Below are 15,752 nucleotides of genomic sequence, written 5' to 3'. Positions count from 1 at the left end.
TATTGGCTATTGGCTATTGGAAAATAAATTATTTGGTATAAACGAACAAAATTTATTCAAAAAAAAACTCTCTGAAAAATATTTTTTCAGAGAATTTTTTTTGTCTTTTCTTTAAAAAAAATCTTAAATCATTTTAAGTGTATTTATTTCCAATTCTGTCAAATGTCTCCAATGACCTCTTTGAATATTTTTCTTCGTCATACCCGCAAAAATTACACGGTCAAGTTTTACCACTTTGTATCCTAAAGATTCGAAAATCTTTCTTACAATTCTGTTTCTTCCTGAATGAATTTCAATACCTATTTCTGTTTTAGACTCTCCTTCTACATAAGCCACATCATCAATAAATACTTTTTTCCCTTCTACCTGAAAATCACCACTCGATAATTTCTGTAAATCGCTTATCGATAATTTTCTATCTAAAGAAGCATGGTATAATTTTCTAACATTGTGCTTTGGATGCGTTAATTTCTTAGCCAAATCACCATCGTTGGTAAACAACAACAAACCTGTCGTATTTCTATCCAAACGCCCTACTGGGTAAATACGTTCTTTAGCTGCCATATGCACCAATTCCATTACCGTTTTACGACCTCTTTCGTCGTCCATAGTAGTGATATAGTTTTTAGGCTTGTTCAACAAAACATAACGTTTTGTTTCTGGATTGATCAATGTTCCATCAAAACGAACCTCATCGGTTAATTTTACACGGTGTCCCATTTCAGTAATTACTTTACCGTTTACCATTGCCGACCCTGCTCCAATCAAAACATCTGCCTCTCTACGAGAACAAATTCCTGAATTAGAAATATACTTGTTCAAACGGATTCCGTCTGCTTCTGATCTAACAACTTGTTTAGCGGGTGCTTTTTTTTCAAATTTACTTGGACGCTTTTTCGGTCCTTTAGGAGCACCAGTACTTGGTCTCTCCTCTTTTGAGAAAGTAGAACGTTTATTAGTAGGTTTACTAAATGTTTTTCTGTCTCCTTGTCGTCCTCTCGACGAGTTTTTTCCTGTAGTCATTTTAAATAAAATTTATTTTTTGCAAAAATACACTTTTGATTTGAGTTATCCGCAATTAGTTGAAGGCATTCCTTAAAAAGAAATAAAACCATAACAAACAGATTATAAGCGTTCTAGAATTCTGGAGATAATTACAGAGGTATCTATTAAAGACAGGCTAAAAACACCTATAACAATGAGTATTTTTAAAATATTGTGCAATACATTATAATTTGCTTGGGATTTAGCCTTCCATAACAGGACTAGAAATACCAAAAGCGAAACAAAAACAAAATAGAAATAATAACGCATCATTCCAATTTCAGGATATTTCCATAAAAAATAGATGGGATTCATCGCCAAAAACACAAACAAGGCAATGATTACCTTAGAAAATTCCGGACCGTATTTTACGGGAATGGTTTGGTATTCATAAATAAAAGCCCCTTTTACATTCTCTAAATCTTTCACCAATTCTCGAATTAGAATCATACAAAACAAAAAAGCTGCATGCGTGAAAATAATTTCTGAGATATTTTTATGGTATACAAAAATCACAAAGAAAGGTAACATGGCTAAAGAAGTTGCACCTAACAAACCTAAAAAAGGTTTCTTTTTTAATTTATGTGAATAGAACCAGATTAAAAAAATATAAATAGCAAAAAATAAGGCCGCCTTCCATGAGACAACAAAGCCCAAGAAAAAACCAAGAAAATTTAACAAGAAATAAATTCGCAATTTTGATTTTTGACTGACAAAATTATCTATCGATGTTTTTAAAGGTTTGTTGATTCTATCAACTTCTGCATCGTAAAAATTATTAATGATATACCCCGCAGCAATAACCAAACTAGTTGCTAAAACGGTGATAAATAAATGACCATCTAACAAAATACTTTTTAACGACTCATTCGGTTTGAAGATAAATATAGAAGCCAAATACTGGGCAATGACTACAATTAGAATATTGTAACCACGCATTACGGACAACATACCAATAAAAGTATAATATAGGGGTTGCTGAGCCTTTCGGTTATTCTCGGATATATTCAATAAATCCATTTTTTTTAGAATCGATAAACCAGTTCTAAGTTATAACCTTTCAATTGTTTTTTTACTTTTTCGTAATCCTTAGCAAAACCTAAAATATAACCACCACCACCAGAACCACAAAGTTTCAAGTAATAATCATTGCTGTCAATTCCTTGCTTCCATAATTTATGAAAGGCAGAAGGAATCATTGGTTTGAAATTTTCTAAAACAACTTTGGATAAACTTTTCATATTAGAAAACAGCGATTTCACATCTCCAACTAAGAAATCTTCAATGCAAGAATCTGTATGTTTTGCAAATTCTTCACTAAACATTTTTCTAAAGCCTTCGTTTTTCATCTTGTTCATAAAGATGCTCACCATCGGCTCTGTTTCTCCAATAATTTTTGAATCTAATAGAAATACTGCAGCTTTCCCTTCTTTTTGATAAGGAATTCCGGTTGGTTCTACATTTGTTGAAGAGTTGATTAAAATAGGCAAACTTAAATAACTATTTAAAGGATCTAATCCTGAGCTTTTTCCGTGAAAGAAAGATTCCATCAAAGAAAAAATCTGCTTTAGTTTTAGTAATTTTTCTTTCGTTAAATTTTCTAAAACTGTTATTTTATCATCTGCGTATTTGTCATAAATTGAAGCCACCAAAGCACCTGAACTTCCCACACCGTAACCTTGCGGTATACTTGAGTCAAAATACATCCCCTTGTCTATATCTTCTTTCAATACTTTTAAATTAAAAGAAACCAAATCGCTATTTAATTGCGAAAGGTATACATACAATTTTCGTAAATTTTTGTTGGAACTTTCTGTAGCTGCTGTTGCTTTTTCAGAAATTTTCAAAGCTCCTTGAAAGTTATTGTAAGGAATTGCTAAGCCTTTGGAATCTTTTATAATTCCATACTCACCAAATAATAATATTTTGGCATAAAATAAAGGTCCTTTCATTTTTTGGCTATTTTATGGCAACAAAGATACGTTTTTTTAACGAGTGTATATGAGCATTTTAACAATAGGTATAGTTCTCTAAACAAAAGGTATACAAATGCTACTTACTCTTGCGGAGTCCCGTTGTAATAATAGGTTTTCCAAATCCCAACTCGCAATCCTTTTTTATACAAACCTTGTTCTTTTAGCTTTCCATTTTTATAATACACCTTCCAAACGCCTTCTCTTTTATCATCTATATAAACACCCGATTCTAACAAAGTTCCATCTTCATTGTAGCTTTTACTAGGCCCTTTTAACACTCCAAACAAATACGATTCCGAAATTTTCAATTTCCCTGATTTGTAGTACACTTTATGATCGCCGTACTTAAATCCATTTTTATAAACCATTCGTTCAGCAACCGAACCATCCGCATTAAAATAAACGACTTCCCCTACAAAAGCATCCTTTACTTTTTCTAGCGTCACGCCTTCCTTTAGTTTTTCTCCTTGCAAATTATAATCCTTAAAAGGAAAAAATTCTTTAAAGCGTTCTTCTTTTAAAGTAGCTACTCTAAAATAGGTAGCCGCCTCTTCTGCTTGAACTTTCCATTCTTTATCAAACCAAATAGTGTCGGTTTGCGAATGCCCTTTGAATACTGAAAACGTAACTAAAATAATTAGCCCAATATTTTTCATACCTCTATTTCATTTCTTTTGCACCATACCCAAGTTCATCATGGATAAAGTGGTTGTTTTGACAATGTATTGACAATTCAGTTTCAATAAAACTGTGAACTTTTTCTTTTTCGTTTTCAGGATACAATAAATGAACATTTGCTCCAGCGTCCAATGTAAAACAGATATTCGAATCGTTTTCTGCTCTGTATGCCCAAATTTTATTTATAATTTCCAACGTATTTGGCTTCATCAAAATAAAATAAGGTTGGCTCGTCATCATCATAGCATGCAATGTCAAAGCTTCACTTTCAACCAAAGCAATAAATTCTTTTATAGCTCCCGACTTTAGAAACGTTTTAATTTTTGAAATATTTTCAACTGCTTGTGAAAATCGACTGGCCGCATACGGATGCCCATGCATTAACTGGTGCCCTACCGTACTACTTACTTGTTTTTCTCCTTTATCTACCAACAAAATAGTATCTTGATAGTTCTCAAATATTGGCGCAATTTCTTCTGAAAAAGGTACTCCATACAAATCAGAACTTTCAGCAATTTCAGGATGCGCTCCCCAAACAACCAAATTTCCTTTCACACTTCTACAAGCACTACCCGATCCTAACCTTGCCAAAAAAGAGGCTTTTCTATAAAAATAAGTTTCAGAAATTTCTGGATTTAATTGTTTTTCAATACTCATCAAACACATGGACAAAGCACTCATTCCACTTGCCGAAGAGGCTATTCCACTACTATGCGGAAATGAATTATCGGAGGTAATGGTAAAATGATATTCCGAAACAAAAGGAACATATTCTTGAATTCGCTCAAAAAACTTTTGAATTTTTGGTTTGAAAGCTTCTTTCTTTTCTCCTTCAAAAATAATATCGAAACTAAACTCACCATCTGTAATCGTTCTTTTGACAAAATCTACTTTTGTATTTGTATGACAGTTTTTTAAGGTAAAACTAATCGAAGGATTTTCTGGCAATTGCGGATCTCTTTTTCCCCAATATTTAACCAAGGCAATATTACTAGGCGTTTGCCAAGCCACGGATCCTTGTGCTACTTGTAAACTAGGTATAGGTTCTTTAAAATCTTCAGTCATCAAATCAATATATTTTACGCAAAGATATTTGTTTCTAATCAATTTCATAAACCTTCCTTAATTTATTTAGTTAGGCCAATTTTGACTTAAAAAACCAACTGCTCATCTTCCGTCTTTCCTTCAATAAAAAGGAAAAAATCCATTGAAAACGAAAACTTGAAAACCATACTTTTTGGCTACATTTGTGGCAATGAAACCTACAACTGCCTTTTTACTACTTAACGGAGCTGCTCCTAAGCATTTACCAAACTTAAAAGAATACTCTCTTGTCTGTGCTATTGACGGTGGTTACAATCACTTACGTAAAATGGGCATTGAACCTCATTTGGTTACAGGCGACTTTGATTCAATTATAGACAAACCTGAGCATATTGAGGTGATTCATACTCCTGATCAAAATTTTACGGATTTTGAAAAAGCATTGCAAATCCTTCAACACAAAAACATAACAGAAGTACATGTATATGGTGGCAGTGGAAAAGAACACGATCATTTTTTAGGAAATATTAGCACGGCATTGCAATGGAAACAAAAACTAAATATTACTTTTTTCGACGATTACGGTCGCTATTATTTTATAGAAAACAACTTCGAAATAAATAACATTAAAAATAGTACGGTTTCTTTGATTCCCTTTCCTTTTGCTACTGAAATAGAAACAACAGGTTTGCTGTACCCATTAAACAAAGAAAAATTGGTTTTTGGAGAAAGAATAGGCACTAGAAACAAAGCAAAAGACGATACCATTAAAATAAATTTCAAAGAAGGGAGTTTATTAATTTACATCAGCCATAAATAAACATATTTTGAACAGAAAATTAAAATTAATTTGGGATTTTAAAGGCCCATCAGGACTAGGAACTGCAAAACACCATTGCATACATTTAAAAGAATTTGCCCAAATAGAAAAACTACACTTTTACGAAATTGACCACCTAGAAATTTCAGAAATGCATGCAACCGCTTTTATAATTGTGGATGAAGTAGATATGAAAACCTACAGAGATGCTTTAAAACCACACAGAGGTCAGCTTGCCGAATAACCTATATGCTTCATAAAAAGGAAAAACACATGAAAAAGTCGTATTTATTTTTTTTTGCCTTCATTTTGTATACAACTGGGCTAGTGGCTCAAACCTTAGGAAATCACAGTTCTAAAATTGAATGGAAATCCATAGAAAATAAAAATGTTCGTGTCATTTTTCCAAAAAACACCAGTGAGCAAGCCAAACGAATTGCGGATGTTATTGACTACCTGAATAAAAACACCGGAATTTCAGTAGGAAACGAGTCGAAAAAAATAGATGTAATTTTGCAAACACAACAAGTTATTTCTAATGGTTTTGTAACCCTAGCTCCTTTTAGAAGTGAACTTTTTGGAACGGCTCCGCAAAATTTTTCTTCGTTAGGTTCTACAGACTGGCTTGATTTGTTAACGGTACATGAATACCGACATGTATTGCAATATGCAAATTCAAATGTAGGTTTTACAAAAGGTTTCTATTTTATTTCTGGCCAAATTGGTTGGTCTGCTTCCATCAATTTATTAATTCCAGATTGGTACTTAGAAGGAGATGCTGTTTTATCAGAAACTTTGGTCTCTGAAAATGGACGTGGTAGAAATCCTTCTTTTTTTAAAGAACAAAGAGCCTTGTTGTTAAATGACCATTTTTACTCCTACGCAAAAGCAAGAAACGGTTCATACAAAAATATTGTTCCGAATGCCTATCCTTTAGGGTTTGTTATGACAAACTATTTAAGAAACAACTACGGCATTGAAACTGGAAAAAAAATATTGTACGATGCGGCCGCAGCAACAACAATTTTATATCCTTTTTCTGGTGCTATGAAAAGACATACAGGGCTAACGACCACCAAAATGTACAAAAAAGCCTATACATCTCTTCAAGAAAAATTTAAAACAGAAGCAACGCAATTAGACTATACACCTTTTACTGTTGTCAGCAAAAAAAACAAAGTCCCAAGCCATTATCTTTTTCCGCAGTATTTAGAAGACGGAACCATTGTTTGTCTCAAAACCAGTTACAACGACATTCCTAAAATTATTCAAATAACAGACAAAAAGGAAAAAGAACTAACAACTACAGGTATTACTCCTGACCGTTTTCTTTCTTCCAAAAAAAATAAACTTATTTGGACAACTTTTCAAAAGGATTACAGAAGGGGAAACACAAATTACAGCAATATTACCATTTACGACCTAAACAGAAATTCAAAAAAAACCATTACTAAAAATGGGCATTATTTTTCTCCAAATCTTTCAGACGATCTTTCAAAAATTGTTGCCGTAAAAGCAGATTCAAATTTAAAAACACATTTAACAATTCTTAATGCTGAAACAGGTCAGGTAGAAGCAACAATCCAAAATCCTAAAAACGATTTTTACAGCTATCCAAAATGGACGGCCAAAGATGCTGAAATCATTTACCTTGTTAGAAGAAAGTCTAAAATCGCCTTTTTTAAATATACGATAGCCACTAAAAAAACAGAGCAATTATCCGCATGGACAGCACATACCATAGAAAATTTTACGGTTTCAAATAACCATATTTATTTTACCGCTTCCTTTAGTGGTATTGATAATATTTATGTTTTAAAAGATCAAATAATAAAACAAATTTCTTCTGTAAAAGTCGGTGCTTATACGCCCAATATTTCTCCAGAAGGAAAAATAATTTATAGTGATTTTACTGAAAACGGACATCAAATTAGCGAATTGGACTTGCGTGATATCTCGCCAAAAAACATATCCATCATCGCTCCAAAAGATCAAAAAAGATATGCTATTAAAACAACAAAAATAGAAAGACCTGTTTTAGACAGCATTCCTAAAAACGCCTATAAAATTAATTCTTTTAAAGGATTTTTTAAAGGCTTGCAATTGCATAGTTGGGGCTTTACACAGAATAATTACCTATCAAACGCAACTGCCTTGGGATTGCAATTTAAAAACACACTGACCGATTTTTCTGCCAATGTTTCTGTATTATTTAACGAAAATGAAAAGACCACAGGTTATATAGCCGAGGCGACCTATAGCAAATATTTTATAGAACTAACTGCAAAAGCCACAAAAGAAGATCGAACTACACTTTTTGAAACCTCAGAAAGACTCAGTTCCATTGCCTTTTCAGAAAACACCATAAGTGGTGGAATTTCGATACCACTCTCAAAGGTAAAAGGGAATTATTCGCAATCTTTTCAACTTGAAAGCAATTATGCACAGCACCTTACCAACAATTATACAAACGCTTCAATTAGCAGCTTTAATTTTGGCGCCATAGAATCTAGTGTTACTTTTTATAATTTACGCCAAACGGCCTTACAAAACCTTGGACCTAGATTCGGGCAATATTTTAGTATTTCATTCAAAAAAGGACTCACATCAGAAGCTGTTCAGCAAACCGCAATTCAAAGTATTTTATTTTTTCCTGGGTTCTCTAAAAATCACAGCACAAAATTAGTGGCTACTTGGCAAAAAGAAAATTTGACCAACACCTACAAATACCCAAACACCTTTGCTTTTTCAAGAGGTTATGAATCCTTGTTTAATGATGAAGCTTTGAAATTATCGGCCAACTATGAATTCCCGATATTTTACCCGGATTGGGGTTTTTGGGGACTTACTTATTTTAAAAGAATACGAGGAAATTTATTTTTCGATTTCAGTAAATTAGACAGGAAGTTCAGCTATGAAAGAAAAAGTGACTCAGCCATACTTCCCACCTCTGTAAATAGAAATTCCTATGGAGCAGAATTAATTTTCGACAATATTTTTCTAAATGTATTGCCTGTTTCTATTGGACTGCGACAAAGCATTTTATTAAATCAAGATATCTACTCAACTGAAAAATCAAATTCAGCTTTATTTCTTCAGTTGAATTTTTAAATAAAAACACGAGAAGATGAAGTTAAAATCAAACCTAACAGCTTTCTAAAACCTGCTAGGCTTGATGCTATTATTCATTTTCTGCTAAAGCATTTCCGATAACAAAACCACCTGTCCATGCGTTTTGAAAATTAAAACCACCGGTAACGGCATCAATATTTAAAACTTCTCCTGCAAAAAATAAATTTTCATGAATTTTACTTTCAAATCTTTTAAAATTTATTTCCTTTAATTTGATTCCGCCTGCGGTAACAAACTCCTCTTTAAAAGTACTTTTACCGCTCGCTTTAAAAACACCTTTTGTCAATTGAGCAGCAATTTCTTCTAGTTTTTTATTTGATAAATCGGCCCATTTACTGGTTGGCTCCACTTCGCAAGTAGTTACCAAGCGTTCCCACAAACGTTTCGACATGGCTTCAAAGGGAGAACGCAAAGCGATTTGTTTTTTGGTATTCGCTTTTTTAATTTTATGCAATTCCTGAACCGCTTGCCCCAAAGGTTTTGACAACCAATTTACTTCCACCTGATACTCGTAATTTTTTTCAGCTAAAATACGTGCACCAAAAGCCGATAATTTTAGTATGGCTGGCCCACTTAAACCCCAGTGTGTAATTAATAACGGCCCACTGCTTTCTAATTTAGTGCCAACAATTTTCACTGTGGCTTTAGGCACAGAAACACCTAACAAATCTGTCAATCTAGAATCTTTTATATTAAAGGTAAACAAAGAAGGAACAGGCTCTACAACCGTATGGTCTAATGATTTTACCAATTCCCAAACTCGCTTGCTACTACCCGCACAAATCACCAATTGATCGCAAGTCAAATTTCCTTTTGTCGTAACGACTTCCCATACATCAGCATTTTTAGACACCGCATTTACGCCATGATTCTTCAACACCTCAATTCCTAAGGTGTCTACAGAATTTTGAAAACAATCAATAATACTTTGAGAAGAATTAGACTGTGGAAAAACGCGATTGTCCTTTTCTATTTTTAAAGGAACACCTCTGGTTTCAAACCATTCCATAGTATCTCCTGTCATAAATTGATGAAAAGGTCCTAATAATTCTTTTTTCCCTCTTGGGTAAAACTCACACAAATCTTTAGGTACAAAACAAGCATGTGTAACATTGCAACGTCCTCCTCCAGAAATTTTCACTTTTTGAAGCACTTCCTTTCCTTTTTCAAGAATTGCAATACTTAAATTGGCATTCTTTTCTTTGGCAGTAATTGCCGTAAAAAAACCTGCAGCTCCTCCTCCTATAATCAACACATTTTTGTGCATAGTTTTATTCTCTTTTTATATTATAAAATCATTTCCTCATAAGGAATGACGGTTTCAAATCCTTTTTTAAAAAAATATTCTGGCGTTGTTTCATCACCGGTTACCAAAACAAAATCGCCACCCCAAGCCCCTAAACTTTTTACAGAGCCAAAATAATCAGAAAACAAACGTTGCTTTACAGGAGTTACCTGCAATAAATTTCCAATAAGTTCTTCATGTTGATTGAGCAGACCTTCAAATTCTTTTAAAGAATTGCTTGCTACAATTTTTTCAGAAAGTTCAGATATTTGTTGAATGCATTCCTCTTTATTTGCCGACAAGGATTTGTAGGCTTTTATTCCTTCTTTACTATCTTGTTTTTCATTCAAATAAACAAAGAAGAGCTTCTCTAAAAAGTCTTTTTCGAAAGAAACTGTTTCCACTTTTGCAACGCCTTCTTTCCTGGTATAATATATAGGTGTATTATTTTGAGCACAAGCAATATCATAACCACTTCCCCCGAAAGAATTTTGCAACAACATAAAGGCATCTACTTTTGCCCAGTTGGCAATATTATTTATTAAGGTAGAAGAAGTTCCTAGTCCCCAATTGTTTGGAAAACTTAAAAAGGTTTGTACAAAAGCGCCATTTCCATCGTTTAAAAATTCTGGATTCAACTTTTGAGCGCTATGCAATATTTTTTTTAAAGTCGCCAACATCGGATTGTTGCTTTCAACTTCCAAATCGCTCAATTTAAATTCTGTTTGAAACCACAATTCTTTCAATACAGAAAAGCTTTCCCAAATAATAACCGGAACATCCAAAGAACTAACCTCTAATGACTGTCCGAATTTAGTAGGCAATGCAAAAGACAAAGCACCGTCTAAAACGCAATACTCTCCTGAAATCAACAATTTTCCGTTGCTGTAAAACTTTTCCATTAAACAGTTTTTAATTTTTGATATGCTTCTTGAACACCCGAATGGGTAACAGGAATATGTTCAAAATATTTTACTAATTTTTCTTTTTCCTCCAAACTAGCCCCTAACTGATTTAGGATATTCATTAAATGCATTTTCATATGCCCTTTTTGAATTCCTGTAGTTGTTAAGGCACGCAGAGCAGCAAAATTTTGTGCCAACCCAGCAACAGCAATTATTTTCATCAACTCTTCTGCAGTAGGATTTTGCAATAATTCCAATGAAAATTTTGCCATAGGATGCAAAGCGGTTAAACCACCAACAGTTCCAATTGCCAAAGGAATTTCAATCCAAAATCGAAATATTCCGTCTTTTACTTCGCAATTGGTCAAACTTTTATAACGCCCACTTCTTGCAGCATAGGCATGCGCACAAGATTCTATAGCTCTGAAATCGTTTCCTGTTGCCAAAACAACCGCATCAATTCCGTTCATAATTCCTTTGTTATGTGTTACCGCTCTATGCGGTTCAACATTGGCAATGGCCACAGCATTTTTAAATTTTTCTGCATATTCCGTTGGGTCAATTGTTGAAGATCCAGGCAATAAGTCTTCCACCTTACAACTTACTTCCGCCCGCACCACACATTCGGGCACATAATTGGACAGGATACTCATGACAATTTGAATGCCTTCTTTTTCAAATTCATCTGCAATGGCTTCCAAACAGGAATTGATAAAATTGGCCCCCATGGAATCTTTGGTTTCAAAAGTCACATGGAGTTGGTAGTAATTTTCTAAATCTGAAGTTTTATCTCTTAACTCAATAGCCAAGATACCCCCACCACGCTTACGCATGTTTTTAGTAATTGCTTTTGTAGCTTTCAATAAGTCTTCTTTTTTCTCCTCAAAATAGTCTTCAACCGCTTTAGAAGTCATTTTAGTCATAAAATGCACCTGACCTACTTTGGTTGTTCCTAATACCGTTGCCTTAAAACCACCACGTGTGCTCCAAAACTTCCCTACCAAAGAAGCCGCTGCTACTACAGAACTTTCTTCAATAACCATAGGAATGGTATATTCTTCATCATTAATTAAAAAATTGGGCGCTACCCCAAATGGGAGGTAAAAATTGGAGATGGTATTTTCGATAAAGTCGTCGTGTAACTCTTGCAGTTTGACGTCTGAATTCCAATATTTTTTCAAAGTTTCTTTGCTAATTGATTTTTCTTCAAAAAAAGCTTTCATCAACCAATCTATTTTTTCTTCTTTCGAAAATTTAGAGAAACCCGTAATCCTTCTAACCATAAAACATGTCATTTAATAGTTGCAAAGGTACTTTTTCCTACTAATTAACCATTAAATAATTTTTTGTTAAATTGTGTTAACATATATTAACTATATTCGCATCTGAATGTATAAAAAAATAATAAGCTATTAACACTAAACTATTTGTATGAAAAAAAACATTTTATATCATGCTTTGGCATGTTTAACCCTTTTTGCAACATCCTGTGATGTCTCTTATTTAGACAAGGATATTGATGACATTACTTGGGACGGAAGTGTCCGTATACCTGCGGGAACACTGACTTATACCGTTTCTGAATTATTTCAAGAACTAGGTTCTGATGAATTCGACTCTGCATCTACCGAAGAATTATCATTCAGTTATACGGAGTCATTTTCTAATGCAACTGGAAGCAACACTACTTTTGATGTACCTTCTAAAACTATTTCTTCATCTGTAAGCACACCTGTAACTGCGGCTGATTTAGCTTCTATTGGAGAAACTTTTCCTTACACCATTACAGAACAAATTGCAACTCCAGGTGGACCAATGGACAATCCATTGATTGGTACGCAATCAGATTCTGACCAAGTGGTTTACGATTTAGCACTTGATCAAGATATTACTGGTGCTTCTTTTGATGGAGGAACGATGAGTATTGATTTCGAATCTACTTTTGATGCTGAAGTTACTTTAACCATTGAAATTCCTTCTTTTACAAAAAAATCGGATGATGCTATTTATTCTAAAACTGTTGTTTTTAGCGGAGCAGGAACAGAAACTGTTGTCATTACTTTAAATGAATACAACGCCAACTTTACACATAACGGAACTGATTTCGAAGAAGGTATCGTGAACAAAGTTGTGATGAATTTGGATGCTGAATTTGAATTCTCAGCGGGTAATACTTTAAATGAAGCTGATAAAATTTCTTATGAAGCTGTTTTAGCAGATATAGGAACAGAAGTTATTTATGGAGATTTTAAACAAGAAGAATTTTCATTATCTAGCCAATCAATTAGCTTGAGCTTTTTTGACAATTTCGGAGAAGGAGATGTAAGTTTTACAAGTCCAAAAATGAAATTGACAGCTACAAGTAAATACGGATTCCCACTTGGAATTGATTTATCTGAAATTGTGGCTACAGGAAATGGAAACACAACCAACCTAGAATATGACGGAGATTCAGGAATTGCGAATATGTTGATTATTGACGAGGTAGCAAATTTTGGAGATGCCGATAAAGTAACGAACAGAACTTTGAATACAACAAATTCAAATATTCGTGATTTACTAGAAGCGAAACCAACAGAGATAGCTTTAAACATTAGCGGTATTGCTAATCCAATAAATGGAAGTCCAAACACAAATTTTTACGCAAAAAGCACGGTAGCAACAGACAAAGACATCAACGTTAATTTAACTATTAGCTTTGACGATGTTACTTTCAATAAAGATATTGATTTTGATAATGGTGATGATCTTGATGATTTTACCGACATCAAATTAAGTATTGGTGTAGAAAATAAAATCCCACTTAAAGGAAGCATTGTTTTAGACTTTAAAAACAGTAGTAATCAAATTACTCATACAGAATCAATTACTGCCTTTAATGCCGCAAATGTAAACCAAACGGGTTCTTCGGACGGAGTTGCTGTTGTTTCTAATTTTGACATTGAATTATCTTCAAGCGAAATAGACGCTATTAAGGATTCAGAAACTATTGAAGTAAGGTTGACACTTGACTTACCTAGCGGTGAGGATTCTGTAACGTTACATGGCTCTGACGAATTGAAATTATTTATCGGTGCTGTAGTAGATGCCGAAATCACATCTGACGATAACTAAAACATAAAAGCAATGAAAAAACACATATATACATACATCATCTTGCTTTTTACTACTATTGGTAGTGTAAATGCACAAGACTACTTTTCTTTTTACAATTTAGGAGATTATGTAGCGCAAACACAAAATGTTTCTCCGGTTTATCTTCCTAAAAATTCTTTCACTTTTGGAACGCCTTTAAATGTTGGAATGAACTTAAAGTCGAACTTAACTCTATCTAACATTCTTGTTGACAATGGTTCAGGAGGATTAAAAATAGATTTTGATGGCTTGAATGAAAGTTCAGAAGAAATAAACAAAATCAATTCGGATGTAACAGCAAACATTTTTATGTTAGCTTTTAAAACTAAAAAAGGATCTTTAACTGTTTTTGCAAATCTTAGATCAACACTTAACTGGCAATACAGCGACGACTTTACTAATGTTGCTGCAAACGGTTTTGGAGCAAGTTTTGCATTATCAGATGACAAAATGAGATCGTCTTCTTATAGCGAGATAGGAATTGGATATACTAGAAAGTTCTTAAAAGACAGGTTAGCTGTTGGACTTCGTTTAAAGTCTTTAAACGGTATTACCCACTCAGAGACTGCTGAAAACTCTTCTCTATCTGTAGACATAGACCAAACAACTTCTTACTGGACCGTAATGGCGTCTAACGCAACGGTTAACACTTCTGGCTTAGAAGAGGATGAAAACGGAGATAGATCTTTCTTTACAGGAAACAAAGGTTTTGGTTTTGATATTGGTGCAACCTATGCAATTACTCCTAAATTAACAGTAGAATTAGCTGTAAATGACATCGGATCGATTGACTGGAGTGAAAATGTTAAAAATTACAACATTGCAGATACGGATGGTGCCGTTTTTCAAGGAGGAGATTTAAATACTGAAGGAAGTATTGAAGACGAACTAACAAGTGCCTTAGAAGACGTAATTGGAACTTCAGAAACGACAGAAAGTTTTAAAACAAAATTATCTACTAAAACATACATCTCTGCAAAATATCAATTGACTGAAAAAAATGCTTTAACTGCAGCTTTCTTTAAGAAAAGCAATACACTTATTGATGTGAAAGCAAGTTATGCTTTAGGATTCAACAGAACTTTAAACAAAACTACTTATGGGGTTGTTGCAAGTGCAGGTGGACCTAATAGTGATATGAGATTTGGAGCCAATGTTGTTTTAAGATTAGGTTTCTTACAATTATATGCAGCAACTGATAATATTGCTAACTTGGCAGGAAAAATTGAAGATACAAATGGAGGAACCGTTCGAGTTGGACTTAACTTTGTTTTTGGCTACAATAAATGGATAAAAAAATAAATATTGACTAATATCTTAACTGATAAAAAGCAATAATTATCTTTTGAACACGATAAAAAAGCTACTCATTCGAGTAGCTTTTTTTATGCCAATAAAAAAAATAATACTGAAAATCAATCGCTTAAAAAAAAGTTTGTTTTTTATTCATTTTTTTCTTGCGTAGTACATTAAACAGACATATATTTGCACCGCTTTAGAGAAACACATATCTTTAAAACAAGCCGATGTAGCTCAGCTGGCTAGAGCAGCTGATTTGTAATCAGCAGGTCGTGGGTTCGAGTCCCTCCATCGGCTCAAAAAAAAAGAACATCCTTTTTAGGATGTTTTTTTTTGCTTAAAACTCAAGCCTTGTAAACAAAGGATGGATCAGGGATAAGGGATCAGGTGCAAAAGTTGGGTCTTAATTTAGAATATTGTTAATTTGTATGATT

The 15,752-nt window shown here is 33.6% G+C and carries 13 protein-coding genes and 1 tRNA gene; 6 read left to right on the top strand and 8 right to left on the bottom strand.

Annotation, left to right across the window (positions count from 1 at the left end; genetic code table 11):
- Window positions 1-123: 123 nt before the first annotated feature.
- The 5 genes from FGM02_RS11495 to FGM02_RS11475 form a co-directional block, all read right to left on the bottom strand.
- A complete protein-coding gene (locus FGM02_RS11495) occupies window positions 124-1,023 on the bottom strand; it encodes a pseudouridine synthase (protein ID WP_139958523.1) in 900 nt (299 codons plus the stop codon).
- A gap of 102 nt (window positions 1,024-1,125) precedes the next feature.
- Window positions 1,126-2,064, bottom strand: coding sequence for a geranylgeranylglycerol-phosphate geranylgeranyltransferase (locus FGM02_RS11490; protein ID WP_139958522.1), 939 nt, complete (start codon window positions 2,062-2,064; stop codon window positions 1,126-1,128).
- 5 nt (window positions 2,065-2,069) lie between these two features.
- Complete coding sequence (locus FGM02_RS11485; RefSeq protein ID WP_139958521.1) at window positions 2,070-2,996, bottom strand: mevalonate kinase family protein; 927 nt, start codon at window positions 2,994-2,996, stop codon at window positions 2,070-2,072.
- A 104-nt stretch (window positions 2,997-3,100) separates the two neighbouring features.
- Window positions 3,101-3,676: a toxin-antitoxin system YwqK family antitoxin gene (locus FGM02_RS11480; RefSeq protein ID WP_139958520.1), complete on the bottom strand. Its 576-nt coding sequence runs from the start codon at window positions 3,674-3,676 to the stop codon at window positions 3,101-3,103.
- 4 nt (window positions 3,677-3,680) lie between these two features.
- On the bottom strand, window positions 3,681-4,763 hold the full coding sequence (locus FGM02_RS11475; protein WP_139958567.1) for a diphosphomevalonate/mevalonate 3,5-bisphosphate decarboxylase family protein: 1,083 nt from the start codon (window positions 4,761-4,763) through the stop codon (window positions 3,681-3,683).
- 190 nt (window positions 4,764-4,953) lie between these two features.
- On the opposite strand from FGM02_RS11475, the gene FGM02_RS11470 reads away from it, so the two are divergent.
- The 3 genes from FGM02_RS11470 to FGM02_RS11460 are packed head-to-tail and all read left to right on the top strand — an operon-like array spanning window position 4,954 to window position 8,673.
- Window positions 4,954-5,562, top strand: coding sequence for a thiamine diphosphokinase (locus tag FGM02_RS11470; RefSeq protein ID WP_139958519.1), 609 nt, complete (start codon window positions 4,954-4,956; stop codon window positions 5,560-5,562).
- 7 nt (window positions 5,563-5,569) lie between these two features.
- Window positions 5,570-5,806: a hypothetical protein gene (locus tag FGM02_RS11465; RefSeq protein ID WP_139958518.1), complete on the top strand. Its 237-nt coding sequence runs from the start codon at window positions 5,570-5,572 to the stop codon at window positions 5,804-5,806.
- A 29-nt stretch (window positions 5,807-5,835) separates the two neighbouring features.
- On the top strand, window positions 5,836-8,673 hold the full coding sequence (locus FGM02_RS11460; protein ID WP_139958517.1) for a TolB family protein: 2,838 nt from the start codon (window positions 5,836-5,838) through the stop codon (window positions 8,671-8,673).
- A gap of 70 nt (window positions 8,674-8,743) precedes the next feature.
- Here FGM02_RS11460 and FGM02_RS11455 read toward each other — a convergent pair whose 3' ends face one another.
- The 3 genes from FGM02_RS11455 to FGM02_RS11445 are packed head-to-tail and all read right to left on the bottom strand — an operon-like array spanning window position 8,744 to window position 12,167.
- The gene (locus FGM02_RS11455) at window positions 8,744-9,961 is read right to left on the bottom strand and encodes a BaiN/RdsA family NAD(P)/FAD-dependent oxidoreductase (protein ID WP_139958516.1); all 1,218 of its coding nucleotides are present in this window, start codon (window positions 9,959-9,961) and stop codon (window positions 8,744-8,746) included.
- A gap of 20 nt (window positions 9,962-9,981) precedes the next feature.
- Window positions 9,982-10,881, bottom strand: a complete 900-nt coding sequence (locus FGM02_RS11450) for a GYDIA family GHMP kinase (protein WP_139958515.1) — start codon at window positions 10,879-10,881, stop codon at window positions 9,982-9,984.
- Window positions 10,881-12,167, bottom strand: a complete 1,287-nt coding sequence (locus FGM02_RS11445) for a hydroxymethylglutaryl-CoA reductase, degradative (RefSeq protein WP_139958514.1) — start codon at window positions 12,165-12,167, stop codon at window positions 10,881-10,883. Before FGM02_RS11445 ends, FGM02_RS11450 begins: the two co-directional genes overlap by 1 nt.
- A 148-nt stretch (window positions 12,168-12,315) precedes the next feature.
- Here FGM02_RS11445 and FGM02_RS11440 point away from each other — a divergent pair, with 148 nt between their 5' ends.
- From FGM02_RS11440 to FGM02_RS11430, 3 genes are all read left to right on the top strand, one after another.
- Entirely contained in the window at window positions 12,316-13,998 is a 1,683-nt protein-coding gene (locus FGM02_RS11440) for a hypothetical protein (protein WP_139958513.1), read from the top strand.
- Window positions 13,999-14,010: 12 nt separating this feature from the next.
- Window positions 14,011-15,321, top strand: a complete 1,311-nt coding sequence (locus FGM02_RS11435; protein WP_139958512.1) for a DUF5723 family protein — start codon at window positions 14,011-14,013, stop codon at window positions 15,319-15,321.
- 220 nt (window positions 15,322-15,541) lie between these two features.
- Window positions 15,542-15,615 (top strand) — tRNA-Thr (locus FGM02_RS11430).
- The last annotated feature ends 137 nt before the right edge of the window (window positions 15,616-15,752 follow it).

It is taken from the genome of Flavicella sediminum (assembly GCF_006381105.1).
Taxonomy (GTDB): Bacteria; Bacteroidota; Bacteroidia; order Flavobacteriales; family Flavobacteriaceae; genus Flavicella; species Flavicella sediminum.
Note: the sequence above shows the minus strand (reverse complement) of the source record. Positions and strands in the feature narration are given on the sequence as shown.

Coding starts and splice junctions, on each gene's coding strand:
- FGM02_RS11435 (WP_139958512.1), top strand. CDS start 14,011: ATGAAAAAACACATATATACATACATCATCTTGCTTTTTACTACTATT.
- FGM02_RS11485 (WP_139958521.1), bottom strand. CDS start 2,996: ATGAAAGGACCTTTATTTTATGCCAAAATATTATTATTTGGTGAGTAT.
- FGM02_RS11495 (WP_139958523.1), bottom strand. CDS start 1,023: ATGACTACAGGAAAAAACTCGTCGAGAGGACGACAAGGAGACAGAAAA.
- FGM02_RS11490 (WP_139958522.1), bottom strand. CDS start 2,064: ATGGATTTATTGAATATATCCGAGAATAACCGAAAGGCTCAGCAACCC.
- FGM02_RS11450 (WP_139958515.1), bottom strand. CDS start 10,881: ATGGAAAAGTTTTACAGCAACGGAAAATTGTTGATTTCAGGAGAGTAT.
- FGM02_RS11455 (WP_139958516.1), bottom strand. CDS start 9,961: ATGCACAAAAATGTGTTGATTATAGGAGGAGGAGCTGCAGGTTTTTTT.
- FGM02_RS11470 (WP_139958519.1), top strand. CDS start 4,954: ATGAAACCTACAACTGCCTTTTTACTACTTAACGGAGCTGCTCCTAAG.
- FGM02_RS11460 (WP_139958517.1), top strand. CDS start 5,836: ATGAAAAAGTCGTATTTATTTTTTTTTGCCTTCATTTTGTATACAACT.
- FGM02_RS11445 (WP_139958514.1), bottom strand. CDS start 12,167: ATGGTTAGAAGGATTACGGGTTTCTCTAAATTTTCGAAAGAAGAAAAA.
- FGM02_RS11480 (WP_139958520.1), bottom strand. CDS start 3,676: ATGAAAAATATTGGGCTAATTATTTTAGTTACGTTTTCAGTATTCAAA.
- FGM02_RS11440 (WP_139958513.1), top strand. CDS start 12,316: ATGAAAAAAAACATTTTATATCATGCTTTGGCATGTTTAACCCTTTTT.
- FGM02_RS11475 (WP_139958567.1), bottom strand. CDS start 4,763: ATGACTGAAGATTTTAAAGAACCTATACCTAGTTTACAAGTAGCACAA.